The organism is Paraliomyxa miuraensis (assembly GCF_026337845.1).
GTDB lineage: Bacteria > Myxococcota_A > Polyangia > Nannocystales > Nannocystaceae > Paraliomyxa > Paraliomyxa miuraensis.
The window spans coordinates 29,478-42,802 of the sequence record NZ_JAOVZF010000123.1; the positions used below are offsets into that span (position 1 = coordinate 29,478).

The window sequence follows — 13,325 nt, forward strand, 5'->3', positions numbered from 1 at the left end:
CTATCGCCCTCCACGCCTGCGACGAGTTCATGCTCGACCGGCCCAGCCTCGACCTCGCCTCGGGAGCAAGTCACGGGACAAGCGTGGGACGGTACACCGAGGAATCAAGACCAAGGGCCTGCAATCCAAAACGAAGGCATGCGCCAATCTGGACTGAATCGTTCAGATGACCGGCCTTGACGGATTTGCCAGCCGGGCTTTCGTACCGATGCTGCGAGATCGGATCAGAGCTGGTTCGAGAAGGAAGAACGCCATGACGCGAATCAGTCACAAGTGGATCCACATTGCTGCAGCTCTCCTGGGTCTGGCCATGGCCTGCACCGCGGAGGTCTCGGAGTCCGACATCCAAAGCATGGAATGGGAAGAGGAGAGCTTCGATGCCCATGCCTCGGCCCTAGTCATCAAAGGAGGCGAAGACGAGAACGGTTTCGACGCCCGACTACGCGAGCACGCGTGGGGGGCTGTCGAGGTCGACGGGGACTTGAGCATTCGCGATGGGGATCATGCCGGCTGGGAGGACGTTCTGGCCGAGAAGCTCGGTGGCACGATCGACGAGGACGGAGCCTTCCGCGTGGGGCGCGAGCTCGGCGAGCCGACCTCGCTGCGGGTTCAAGGGCGGCTTGAGCTGGGCGACGGGACCTTCCTTCGCGCGCCGGGTCCGCTGTTCTTGGAGGCCGACGAAATCGTCATAGCGGACGACGCCATCGTCGAGAGCAATGGTCCGCTCTTCATTCGTGCACGCGTTCTGGAGGGCAACGGCACGATGCGTTCGCTTCCCACCGCAGGTCCGCTCGAGGTCATCGGTGGTCTGGCTGCTGCATCGGATGACCCCCTGGCCCTGTGCCCGGCGGATATGCAAGTTGCGGTGTCCGTCGATGACCTTGCGTACGACGATCCCATGGACGAGCCGGATCCTCTGATCGAGGATGGGTGTGACGTTGAGGGTGACATTGATGTCGGTGGTGGTGGTGGCGGTGGCGGTGGCGGTGGCGGTGGCGGTGGCGCTCCGCCACCTGCGCCGTCCTGCGGGACCGTCGGTGGTGCGGGGACCGGTGGGCACTGCAGCTGGGGATTCGCGCAGTCGGGGTCGAACGGCGGGGCGGGTTCTGCCGGATGCAACGGTGCAGCCGGGCCGAACGGAAACTCGATCTACGTCGACGTCTACCATCTCAACGGAGGCACGTACAATGCCAGCGGCCTTTCCGGGGGCGGTGGTGGAGTTGGTGGCGTCGGAGGAAAGGGCGGCAAGGGCAAGGACTGTACGTTCAGCTGCAAGAGCGGTCGGACTGGAGGCGCTGGAGCCAAGGGGGGCAACGGTGGAAAGGGCGGCAATGCAGGCAACATCACCGTTGCGTACTGCACGATGGGTATCAACCCGACGCTCGTGGCCAACGGCGGCTACGGTGGTGTTGGAGGCGCCGGTGGTGCCGGGGGTGCAGGCGGTGCCAGTGACGGATGTGGTGGAGGATCGGGTGGGTCCCCGGGAAGCTCTGGCGCCACTGGTGGACCAGGTTCACCGGGCTCGATCTACATCAATCAGAAATCCGGTGCTCTCTGCAACTAGGAACGCTGGACAAGATCAGTGGGCGAGGCCCGCCGCATCCTCCAGCAACCGCACCGCCTCGGCGTAGCCCTCGTACCCCTCGCCGAGGCTTGTGTCGTCCAGACCGGCGCGCCGTAGGGCGCGCCGGAAGCGTGCTTGCACCGTCATGGCCGCGTTCGAGGACGTGTTGTCGGCGAACCCCTCGACGAGCATGGCACGTTTCACATACTGCGCTGCGCCCGCGATGTCCCTTCGCGCCAGGGCGACCTCGCCCAAGCGAATCAAGGCAAGGGCAGCACAGTAGCATCGAGCTCGAGCCGAGCGGTCCAAGGACCGCAGATAGCGATCCTCGGCAGCATCGAATAGCCCACGGTCGAGGAGCTCATCGCCGATGTTCATGACCACGAGCACGGTGTATGGGTCCAGGGGCCCGAACGCCTCATCACGAAGCAAGACGGAGAAATCGTACCAATCTACGGCCTCCATCATCCTTCCTTGATCGCGCAGCACGAAGCCGAGCTCGCACACGATGCCGATCTCTGCGGTCGGCTCCTGGCCCGGGGTGTGCCCGAGGATCTCCAACGCGTGCCGATGAGCAGCCCATGCTTCTTCGAGCCGTCCTTGACGATGGAGTGCGATGCCGATTCTCGTCCAGGTGAAGGCAATGCTCGGGTGCCACGGACCGAACACGGCCTCGCGCATGGACAGCGCATGCTCGTGGAGCTCGAGTGCCATGTCTGGATCGCCTTGCTCGACCAGTGCCACACCCAGCTTCGACGAGACCTCTGCAACCGCAGGGTGCGATGAGCCCAACGCATTCTCGTAGATGTGGAGCGCCTGCTCGTAGCTCTCCTGAGCGAGCCATGGCTTCTTCTGCTTCTTTAGCAGGTCGCCCTCGGATTCGTGGGTCTTGGCGACGGCCGGGTGCTCGGAGCCTAGGGCGTCCACGTAGAGCGCTCGGGCACTACGTTGGAGATCGAGGGTTCGCCTCTGCTCGATCGGGACGGTGGATCGCATCGTGCGCACGTCCCCGTACGCGCTGGCCGCATCGGCCAGCAGCAGTCGATCGGAGCCGCGGCGATTGGCCAGGTTCCACGCATGTCGAGCCAGTCGCTCGGCCTCGTCGAGCCGTGACCGATCCCCGGCCGCCAGTCGTCCCAACCCGCTCGCAGCCCGCGCCTCGATGTTGCGGTAGTCGATGCGCTGGGCCAGATCCAAGGCACCCTCGAGGTCCTCCTCGGCTTCGGCCCTGCGAGCGAGCGCCGCGCGACACTCCCCCCGCTCCAGCAGGGCCTCGGCCATGAGCGGCTCGTACCCGAGCCGCTCGGCCTCGTCCAGCACCTCGCTCGCCTCGCGCTCGGCATCTGCGTAGGTCCCCGCCTCGCGCTGCGTCCGTGCCCGAGACAGCCGTGCCCTCGCCTCGTCCACGGCCCTGGCCAGCTCGGGATCCCTGGGCGGCGGCAGCTGGGCATGCAGGGCCTCGAGATCGTCGCAGAACGTGATCGCGGGCAGCCTCGACACCAGGCTGACGGCGTTGGCCCTCGTGTCTGCGCCGCCCCGTGCGAGCACTGCCACCGCTTCGAGCAGCGCGATCCTCCGCTTGTCGAGGCACCGCATCCGCAGCCCCATGTCCTCCTCGGTCTGTACTGCGGTTACCCGCGTGGCCTCACAGATCTCGGTGTGCTTGCTTGCCCACTGGCTCGCGTAGTCATTCAGCATCGGCTCGATCCGAATCCACGTGTCGGTTGCATGCTGCGTTCGCGTGTCGAGGATCGCCGCCCGCACGGCCGCCCGCCGCTCCTCATCCCACACGCCGCCGAGTTGGTCTGCGGCTCCGGCACACGTCTGGCGCGTCATGCCCGTAAGCACTGCGCCAGACACGGCCGCACCCACGAGGGCCGTGCCCATGCCAACGCCAAGCCATCGCCAGCGCCCCGATCGCGCCAGCACGCGCTCGAGCTCGGCGAGGAACCGCGGCATCGATTCCCACCGCTGCCCGGGGTCCACCGCCAGCCCCCGTAGCACGACCGCCCGCACCCGCGACGGCACCCTCGAGCCCTTGGGGGGCGGACGCGCCCGACCGCTCTCGATCGCCGCTTGCAGCTCCTTCTCCGATCCTCCAGCAAACGGCCGCTCGCCATGGAGCGCCTCGTAGATCGACGCGCAGAAGCTGAACTGATCCCCGGCCATCCCATCGCCGCCACGCCGTCCCAGCCGCTCGGGTGGCATGTAGGCTGCCGTCCCCATCAACGTCCCGGTTCGCGTCAGCCGAAGCTCCAGCGAGTCTCCGGCAGACCCCGACTCCACCTCGTCGACCGTCGTCTCGTCGTGCTCTCGCGCCACCAGGCCGAAGTCGAGCACGCGCACGCGCCCCTCCTCGTCGACGATGCAGTTGTCCGGCTTGAAATCCCGATGCACCAGTCCGACGGCATGGGCCGCCGCGAGTCCTCGCCCCGCTTGCAGGTAGAGCTCCACGCACGCCTTCCAGCCCGGGCGAGGCTGCTGCTCTTGCCATCGCCGCAGCGTCTGCCCCTCCACCAACTCCATCACCACTGCGGTGAGCCCCTCGGCCTCGATCACCTCGTACACCTGCACCACGTTGGGATGCGACAGCTTGGCCAACGCCTGCGCCTCGCGTCGCAGCCGCTGCCCGTGCCCGTGCGACAGATCCCTTCGCAGCAGCTTGATCGCCACTCGACGGTCGAGCTGGTCGTCGAGTGCCTCCCATACGCTGCTCATGCCCCCCTGGCCCAGCTTGCCGCGCACACGGTAGCGGCCGATGCATGGCCATCGAGGCTCGACGCCCGATCGCGCGGCGGTCGCGGCTCGCTCGAGGGCATCGAGCAGAGTGGACGAGGAGGGCTGGGTGGGGTTGGCGTCCCGCCACGCGCTCGGCACGGAGATCCCGCTGGAGCCCATGCTCGCCATGCACGGCTGCATACCCGATTCTGGGCAGCTAGGGGAATCCCTTGTTACAGCGTTCTTGCCCTTGGAACCTGCTTTGGATGATCTCCTTCGCGAAGTACACGATCACCCAATTGCCATTGTCCCGTGCTTCCGGATCGGATTGCCGTGCGCTCGATTTTCCACCACGGCTCACGCGATCCCATGAAATGATCGCCGACGATGGCTGACGATCAGGATGTCATGGACGACACCCTGCTCGCTGGGTGGCGCTCGGGTGATCGAGGTGCCGGCGAGCAGCTGTTCGAGCGCCACTACGAGCGCGTGGATCGGTTCTTCACCAACAAGGTCTCCGACCCCCAGGACCTCACCCAGCGCACGTTCCTCGCGTGCCTCGAGTCGGTCGAGCGCTACCGCGAAGGACGCAGCTTCCGCGCGTACTTGCTCGGCATCGCGTGGAACGTGCTCCGCAACCACCTCCGCCGGCTGCACGCCCGCGCAAGCCCCGTCGCGCTCGAGACCTCGTCGATCCGCGATCTGGGCCAGACCCCGAGCGAGCTGGCCGCCATCGACGAGGAGAAGCAGCGGGTGCGGCTGGCCCTGCAGCGGTTGCCCGTAGAGCAGCAGACCGCGCTCGAGCTCTACATGTGGGAGGAGCTGACGATGCGCGAGATCTCCAACGTGCTCGGCTGGCCCGAGGGCACGGTCAAGGATCGCCTGCGTCGCGCCAAGCACCGGCTCGGCGAGCTCGTCGAGGACCTGCGTCCTCCACTCACGCCGCGCTGAACGTCCTTCCGTCCGTTCCCTTCCGTGCGTCGGCGTCGTCGTCAGTACCCAGCGTCGAAGTTCTGCTGGATCTCCGTCGAGGACAGGGCGTGGTCGTACACCGCCACGAGGTGGTAGGTGCCGAGGAAGGACGGGCCGCCGCTGCCGATCGCGATCGTCGCCATGTCGTTCCAGGTCGATAGATCGTCGGCCTTGGGTCCGACTGCGACCTCGATCCCGTCGACGTACATGCGGTCCGCGTCGCCGGTGGTGTACGTGGCGACGACGTGCATCGGTGCGGTCATCACCACGTCGCTCCCCGTATACAGGTACGGGTACGCGTCGGTGTCGGTCGTGGACGTGCGGACCGCGAACGCGAGCTGCCCGGAGGGTCCATCGTCGAGGTGACCGATCCCCAGCGTGAAGTTCCGCGTCGACGGCGACGTGGCGTGGCTGAGGATCTTGGCCGGTCCACTCGACAAGGATCCTTGCACCGCGTTCGACGGGGTCACCCACGCTTCGGCGGTGAACGCCCCCGACGCGGAGCACGCGTCATGAACCTTGAGCGCCGGGCCCGAGTCGATCGCGGTGCCATCGGCCGTGACCGTCAGGCCTTCCGGGCCCCACGTCACCGAAGCATCGCCCGGGATGACGAGGTCGACGACCGGGGGCGCGCCGTGATCGAGGACGACCGTCCCCGACCCTTCGTCGAACGTGTAGAGGACGAGCAATCCGTCCGTCACGCGTGCACCTGCGCCGGTCGTGGACGCTCCGCTGGTCGACGTCAGGGCGTCCGTGGTCGACGGATCGGTCGTCGAATGGGTCGTGTCGCCCATCGGCGGGGTGTCCACGCCGGTCGAGCTGCTCGTCGACAGGGGTACGCACTGGCCCGCGAGCTCGGGTCCCGCGAGCTCGCCGTACGCGTATTCCGACGGGCACTCGTCGTTCGGGAACGCGCAGAACCCGTTCTCCTCGCAGATCCCCGCCTGATCGGCGGTGTTGCACTCGGCATCGCTGTGGCACTGGAACACGTCGGTGCTGACGCACGAACCTCCGAGCACGACGACTCCCAAGAGCCCCACATGGGCGGCGTGTCGACCCGATGCTCTCACCACCACCATCATAGCGGAACCGCACGCGATACGGTCATCGGAGATCGAGTGGCCCGGTCGAGCAACTCGACGCGATGCCGAGGCTGGTCCCGCCCGCCGCACGGCTCATGGTGGAGCAGCCGGCTCGTCCGCGTCCTTCGGGCTCACCCGCACGGACCTGAGCCCGACGCCTAGCGTTCGCAGATCCTGCCCGAGATCCAGCTCGGCGGGCGTGCGCATCGGCGTCACCCGCAAGACGAGCTCCAGCCGGCCGCTCTTGGGGATGAGGCTCCCCGGCAAGGCCCAGCGCAGCTCGTGGAAGCTGCCGTCGTCCGGCGTCCAGCGACCGATGGTGGCACCGTTGGCCAGGACCTCGAGCGTCGGCGGAGCCGGCTCCCCGGCGAGGACCAAGAGGCGGGCCTCGAGCTCGAGGCGCAGGACCTCGTCGCTCACGGGTTCGGCGAGCACGAGCGCGAGCACGGCGCTGCCCTCGTCGCTCCACACCCCCCAGTCTTCCGGCGCCGACCACCCCTGGCGAAGCTGCTCGCGCACGACCCGATTGGCGTCGAAGTGGAGCGTGTCTCCGAGCGCGTAGTACTCCGCCCCGACCTTGGCCTCGTGGATGGCGAAGGCGAGGCAACGCTGATCGCCGGAGACCCCCCGGGCCTTGCCGGACTCGCAGCCCTGGGCGGTGAAGAGGGTCACGGGCTGCCACTGGCGCCCGAGTGGCAAGCTCGCCTCGAGGGTCTGGCGCTCGCCCCCGACCTGCGCGGTCGCAACGGGCTCCGAGGCGTCGCCGACGGACAGCTCGAGGGTCCTTTGCGTCCCGAAGGCCGAGTGCACCGACAGGGCCAGCCGCCCAGACCCCCGGGCGTCGGCGCGCGCCCAGCCTCGCGCCTCGTCCGTCGTCCAGAACCCCCAGCGCTCGCGGTAGAAGATGCCCTCGTCCAGGACGAAGCGGAGGTCCGCGAGCTCGTAGGTGTACAGGGTGACGCGGTGGTGCTTGGCGTAGAGGAGGGGGCTTCGCTCGAAGCGGACCGAGCGTGAGGGCTCGAGCCCGTCGAGGGGCCAGTCGGTCACGAGCACCGAGTAGTCTCCGCGGTCGAGCGACGGTCCCCAGGCAAAGGAATCGCGCCACTGCAGGTCGGCATGCGGGGGCAGGTAGTGCTGGAAGTGTCGAAAGGACATGCCGGCGACGACCAGCACGCGCTCTCCCTCGAGCTGCTCCGCGACGAAGCGGGCGGCGTCGACGGGCGGGGGCCGGCTCCGGTCGAGCTGCCGCGCGCGTGCTTGGGCACCGGCGATGCCGAGCACGAGCATCGCGCCGCAGGCCCCGGCCATCGCGGCCCGAGCCCCCGCGCCGCGCAGGCCGGCATGGAACAGCCCGTAGGGGATGGCGAGCAGCAGGGCCACGAAGGGCGCCGCCGGGAGCAGAGCCCGGCGAAAGGCCAGCGGATGGAGCCACAAGGCCTCGGCCACGCCGAGCAGGGCAAGGACCAGCGCGCCGATGCTCCAGATCCCCACGGCCCTCGTCCATGGCGCCCGGCGGCGCGCGGCCCCCAGCACGAGCAAGAGCAGGCTCGCGGACGCGAACAGAGCGAACACGAGCTCCCACTCGAGGACCCATGACGCCAGGTACTCGCCGAGGTGATCCGCGGAGAGCTTGGCCCTCGTCGAGGGGTGCGCGCCGTATTGCTGGGCGCCGGACCGCAGGTAGCCGCCCACCCCCATCTCGAGCTCGCGCAGCGCGGGCAGCAACCATGCCCCCAGCCCGAGCGCTCCGCCGAGGCCGAGGCCGAGCCACGCCCGCGGAGCCCTGCACCAGATCGCCAGGCCGAGCAGCAAGAGCGCGAGATGAAGGCTCCACTGGGGACGGACCCCCGCCCCCCAGGCCGCGAGCCCGCCCGTGGCGACGAGCAGGAGCAGCGCACGTGGCCTCGGACCCGCCACGAGCGCTCGCCGAGCGAGGACGCCGAGCAGGAGGGCGCCAAAGAAGAACGGCAGGACGACCACGTCGCTCATCGCGACCACCGAGCCCTTGGTGAAGGCCGGGGTCGCAAACAGCATGCCGGCGGCGACGAGCCCCGTGGTTCGATCGCGGACGACCCGGCCCGTCAAGTACAGCAGCCCGATCGTGAGGGCGCCGGCGACGATGCTGAGGGTGGTGAGGGAGAGCTGCGGATCGTCGGCGAGGACGTCGATCCCCCGCGCCATGAACACGTAGGCGAAGTAGCCAGGCGGGTGGGGCCGGTGCTCCGTGAGGCTCAGCCGCTCGAGCGCGAGGGCGAACTGGACGCTGTCCCAGTCGTCGAGCCAGCGTGAGCGGTGGAGCCCGAAGAACAGGCCCGACACGATCGTGAGGAGCGAGGCCACGGCGACATCGGTGCGCCCCGGAACGTCGCAGCCGACCACGGACGACGCTGGCCCCGATGCCTCGCCCTGCGCGCTCACCAGCCCCTTCTAGCGCACGATGGCGCGCCTCGGAGCGGCCGAGGGGCGCCATGATCGTGAGCGTCCGCGCGCGATGGAGGAGCCCGCCGAGGGCAACCAGCAGCCGTCCCGACCCGCAGCGCCAACGCCCTCAAGGGTAGGGATCCGATGGAATCGTCACCCCACCCGAGGCCGCGATCGGATCGCCCGGGCCTGCAGCAGCGGCCCCGGGGAACGCGAGCGTGTTGCCGGCCGAGAGCGCGTGGTAGACGAGCCCGGGGTACTCGAGCGGCTCACCTGGCTGGCACACGGTCGGGGCATGATCGGCCTGCACCACGTACGCATGCCCCGCCCCCACCACCGTGCCCATTCCGTCGGGACCCACGAGCACCGCGGTGGCTTCGTCGACCCCAATGCCGGTGACGTCGTTGGACCAACCATCGGCGTGGATTCGCGCGAGGAAGCCGAGCAGCCGCCCCATTCGGTCGCGCTCGAAGAGGTGAGTGTCAGTGATGATCCCCGCCAGCGACGGTAGCGCGAGGAAGTCGCGCTCCATGGTCATGTAGAAGTTGTAGGGATCCTCGAGCGCCTCGTAGGAATAGACGCCGTCGTTGTAGGCCGCGTAGACGAATTCGCCGAGCACGGCCAAGCCCGCGCTGGTGCCTCCGATCACCGCACCGCGGCCATGTGCCTCGTGGATCGCATCCTCGACGGGGGTGCCCTTCCACCCCTCGAGGTAGGTGGCCTGGTCGCCGCCGGCCATGAAGATGGCCTCCGCGTGGCGTAGTGTCCAGCTCACGTAGGGGTCGCTGGCGAATCCGGCGGTCACTAGCATGGTCTCGACCGAGTCGGCGTTGCCGAAGCCGTAGAGGTAGTCGTTGTATCCATCGGCTCCACTCGTGCGGATGACCACCACGTCGCCACCGGCGATGTAGTTGCCCCACCACGAGAACGCCTCGTCCACGTCGGAACCGCCGCCCATGAGAACGAGGCCGGGACCGGTGGGATCGACGTCGGCATCCTCGGGATTGCCGGTGATGTAGACGACGAGTCCAGGAGGCGCCGGGGGCTTGGGGTCGGTGGGCTCGCCAGTGCTCGAGTCGGGGTCGGAGCTCGAGGTGCTCGAGTCGGGATCGGAGCTCGAAGTGATGCCCTCGTCCGGTGCGGTGGTGCTCGTGTCCTGCCCGACGCCAGACGAACCGGTGGTGCTGGTATCGTCGCCGCCAGAGGGCGCCCGACAACCGAGCACGAGCCCGAGGATGGAGTACGAGGACCAAGCGAAGAAGCGGGGCGGCATGGAGTCGTGAGCGTGCAACGCTACCCCGTGGGCGCGGAGCAGTCTACGCTGGCGCTCTCCAACCAGCGGCCCATCCTCGGGCTCGCGCTCCTACTGCAAGCGAACCCTGGAACGGCTCGGTGGAGGGTGCGAGAGCTGCATGCCCGGGTTCGACCGTTCTGCTACCATGGGCCATGATCCTGCTCATCGTGGGCATCGTACTGTGGTGGGCGGGCCACTTCTTCAAGCGCCTGCTGCCGGGCCTGCGACAGCGCATGGGCGAGCGGGGCAAGGGCATCGCCGCGCTGCTCATCGTGGGGGGGCTCTTCGCCATGGTGATGGGCTACCGCAGCGCGACGCTCGACTTCGTGTTCCTCCCGCCGCCCTGGGGGCGCCATGCCAACAACCTGTTGATGCTGGTGGCGGTGATCCTGCTGAGCATGGGCAGCTCGAAGGGCAGGCTGCGGACGTGGCTACGGCACCCAATGCTCACGGGCGTGCTCGTGTGGTCGGTGGCCCACGTGCTGGTCAATGGCGATCGTCGCTCGCTGGTGCTGTTCGGATCGATGGGGCTGTGGGCGGTGGTCGAGATGCTGGTGATCAACGCCAAGGACGGGCCGTGGGCACGACCGCAGCCCGGTCCGATCCGCGCAGACGTGGTGCTCGTCGTGGCCTCGCTGGTGGCCTTTGGCGTGATCGCGGCGATCCACACCTGGCTGGGACACTACCCGTTCCCGGGGTGATCGCCTCGCCGTCTCGATCGCCTGTCCAGCCGGTCGTCGATTGACGCATCCGGCGGGCGAACACCCCGAGCTGCTCGACTCGCTACGACGGAGGTTCCTGCGCCAGGCCATGTGCGCCTGGCAGCGAGGACTCGACCGTTCTTAGAGCGATCGAATTCGACGGGTCCGTGTTGCCAAGGGGCACCGAGGTGTCAGCCCGGACGACGTGGGCAATGGTCGATCTGCAATGGTGGTCGCGTGGATGCTCGGCGGGCTCGGCGGATGCGTGGCCGAGGAATCGGAGCGGGAGCGTGGCGACGAGTCGACGAATGAGGAGGCCGAGCGGCTTGGTTTGGTGGATCATGGGCTCGGGCAGACGAGCCTGGCCTGCGATGGAACGCTGCTTCCAAGCTGCGACGGGCCGTTCACGGGAGCGGCGTGCGACCTGCCGTGCGCGCTCGCTCCTCCTGGCCTGCCGCCGCTCGAGTGCGGCGTGGATCGCCATTGCCACTCCGACGGGAGCACGTACGGCCTCGCCGCTCGCAACGCCGTGCTCTACCCCGCGTCGCCCGATGACCCGGACGAAGCGGTCCAAGCCAACCTCGAGGCGTGGATCGTCGAGCATCCCGCCGATCTTGGCCTGGAGGCGGGGCTGACGGCCGATGAACTCGAGCTGCACCGCATGAGCGACTTTCGATCCTCGGCAGGCGTTCTGGCAGATGCTCAACGGCCAGCGCTGCGACCCCACGCCGCCGTTCGCCTGCGTCTCGGTGGAAAGGGTAGAGCAGCGCCTCGGTGGTCGCTTCTTCGGGTGTCGTGCCCGATGCCGATGGTGTGCGAGGACTGCGGCAACGGCGTGCGCGAGGGCAGCGAGACCTGCGACGGCACCGAGTGGCTGTACGCGAGCTGCGACGCGATGCCGGAGTACGCGGGCGGGGCTTTGGGCTGCGATCAGAACGCCTGCATGTTCGACGTCTCGGAGTGCACGATGCCCGGCCTCGACACCACCGCAGGGACCTTTGACCCGGAGGAGGAGTCAACGACGAGCCCGGCCGAGACGGCCGGTGTGCAGGCGGGTCCCGACGGCTGCGGCTGCCGAGCCCGGGGCCCGCGTAGCGGCAGGCTCGCGCTCTTGTCGTTGTTGCTGCTCGGCGCGAGGCGCCGAAGGAGGCTCGCTTGACCACGCGTTCGATCGCCACGCTCCTCCTGCCGCTCGTCTCGGTCGCCGGCTGCCAGTGCGCCGACGCAGACCTCGTCGAGTTGGGCTCCGATGCCTCCTCGGGTTCGTCTGGCCAGCCCTCCGGCTCGAGCAACGGGGGTGACGGGAGCACGGGCGAAACCTTCGACGTCTCCCGCTGGATCGGCCGCTATCACTTCGAGAACCCATACCTTCCGTTCGGCGAGCGTGGGGATCCGCTCGGCACCTACTCGCTCATCAATTTCGAGATCCTGTCCGACGGACGAGCCGAGGTCCTCCTCGATGATTGCTCCTTCGACGAGCCCGTGACCTCCACGTATGAATGGGTGGCATCCGAGGAAGGGTGGCTGACCTTGAGTCCCGGCCCGGACGAGGTGTCGCTGAGCCTCTTCGGACTCCAGGAAGTCGACACCCTCCGCGTTCAGCTCATGGGGCCTTGCCGAGCGCTTCGGTTCGAAGCCGATGGTGTGATCAACACGTTCTTCACCTTCCACCCCGGCGAATCGTGCTGGGTCGACCGCTGCACCACCGGGGCCGTCATGCAGGTCGACTACTGTGAGGGTGAGGAACCAGGGGAAGCGTGCCCGTGAGCGCTTTCCCCTGGGGTCCTGGTTCGTGGCGACGGACGTTGGCGAGGCCGCCTCGTGGTACGTGGTATGCCTTGTTGTCAAGGTGGCTCGGGCGATTGACGAAGACGAAGAGGGTCCCCGAGCGAGCCGAGTACCCGAAGGTTCCCGTGACGATGGCACTCATGCCGTCATGGCTCTGCCCCAGATGCACGGGCTGCGTGGCCATGAACATCCGGGCTCCGATGGCAGCGTCAGCATGAGCCCACCACCCCGAGCACCTCGCGGAGCCGCTCGTCCGGTGCCGGGTTTTCGATTGACCGACATCCAAAAGCGCCTGCCCCGTTGAAATCGCGCAGATCTGGTGCGCGATTTCGCCGCGGAGCCCAGCCAAGCACCCGGGAGGACCGAACGGGCCACTTGGGTATGGGGCTGTCGACGGCGTGCACGGTAGGCAATGTGAAGTAAACGGTCATTCTTCACTGGACTACCAAACCAAGCTGAAGTACTGGACTTCGAGATAGGACTCGACGCTGCGGCTTGTTCGAAAGGGGAAGCCCTCGCGAGAAATGATTGCCCATGCCCGCCTCCACGTTGCTCAGAGTCTCCCCGTCCACTGCATTGTGCCGGGCGTTCGTACTCGCGCTCGCGTACGGCACGGCCTGCTCGGTTGAGCCCGTCGATCCGCCGGGAGATACCGACGGTGCCCTCGGCGCACATGGCGGAGATTCCCGTGGATTTGGTGGCCTAGCCCTGAACCAAGCGCTCGAAAAGCACAATAGGCGGGATTTCACCTGAAGGGCCGGTTGTTGAGGGGTTTGCGTCAGGCA

General features: G+C 68.0%; 9 protein-coding genes. 5 read left to right on the forward strand and 4 right to left on the reverse strand.

Annotation, left to right across the window (positions count from 1 at the left end; genetic code table 11):
* The first annotated feature begins 253 nt into the window (after nt 1-253).
* Complete coding sequence (locus tag OEB96_RS01815; protein WP_266213658.1) at nt 254-1,564, forward strand: hypothetical protein; 1,311 nt, start codon at nt 254-256, stop codon at nt 1,562-1,564.
* Nucleotides 1,565-1,579: 15 nt separating this feature from the next.
* Here the strand turns inward: OEB96_RS01815 and OEB96_RS01820 are convergent, their stop codons facing one another.
* On the reverse strand, nt 1,580-4,471 hold the full coding sequence (locus OEB96_RS01820) for a protein kinase domain-containing protein (protein WP_266213659.1): 2,892 nt from the start codon (nt 4,469-4,471) through the stop codon (nt 1,580-1,582).
* Between the two features lie 198 nt (nt 4,472-4,669).
* On the opposite strand from OEB96_RS01820, the gene OEB96_RS01825 reads away from it, so the two are divergent.
* A complete protein-coding gene (locus OEB96_RS01825) occupies nt 4,670-5,233 on the forward strand; it encodes an RNA polymerase sigma factor (RefSeq protein WP_266213660.1) in 564 nt (187 codons plus the stop codon).
* Nucleotides 5,234-5,274: 41 nt separating this feature from the next.
* Here OEB96_RS01825 and OEB96_RS01830 read toward each other — a convergent pair whose 3' ends face one another.
* The 3 genes from OEB96_RS01830 to OEB96_RS01840 form a co-directional block, all read right to left on the reverse strand.
* Nucleotides 5,275-6,324, reverse strand: a complete 1,050-nt coding sequence (locus OEB96_RS01830; protein ID WP_266213661.1) for a LamG domain-containing protein — start codon at nt 6,322-6,324, stop codon at nt 5,275-5,277.
* A 105-nt stretch (nt 6,325-6,429) separates the two neighbouring features.
* Nucleotides 6,430-8,754 carry a glycosyltransferase family protein gene (locus OEB96_RS01835; RefSeq protein WP_266213662.1) on the reverse strand — a complete coding sequence of 775 codons (2,325 nt, stop codon included), beginning with the start codon at nt 8,752-8,754 and terminating at the stop codon, nt 6,430-6,432.
* A 130-nt stretch (nt 8,755-8,884) separates the two neighbouring features.
* Nucleotides 8,885-10,030 (reverse strand): cyanophycinase, encoded by a 1,146-nt coding sequence (locus tag OEB96_RS01840; protein ID WP_266213663.1) that lies wholly within the window; start codon nt 10,028-10,030, stop codon nt 8,885-8,887.
* A 173-nt stretch (nt 10,031-10,203) separates the two neighbouring features.
* Here OEB96_RS01840 and OEB96_RS01845 point away from each other — a divergent pair, with 173 nt between their 5' ends.
* From OEB96_RS01845 to OEB96_RS01855, 3 genes are all read left to right on the forward strand, one after another.
* Nucleotides 10,204-10,752 (forward strand): NnrU family protein, encoded by a 549-nt coding sequence (locus OEB96_RS01845; RefSeq protein WP_266213664.1) that lies wholly within the window; start codon nt 10,204-10,206, stop codon nt 10,750-10,752.
* Nucleotides 10,753-10,978: 226 nt separating this feature from the next.
* Complete coding sequence (locus OEB96_RS01850; RefSeq protein WP_266213665.1) at nt 10,979-11,911, forward strand: hypothetical protein; 933 nt, start codon at nt 10,979-10,981, stop codon at nt 11,909-11,911.
* A complete protein-coding gene (locus tag OEB96_RS01855) occupies nt 11,908-12,519 on the forward strand; it encodes a hypothetical protein (RefSeq protein WP_266213666.1) in 612 nt (203 codons plus the stop codon). Before OEB96_RS01850 ends, OEB96_RS01855 begins: the two co-directional genes overlap by 4 nt.
* Nucleotides 12,520-13,325 lie beyond the last annotated feature (806 nt).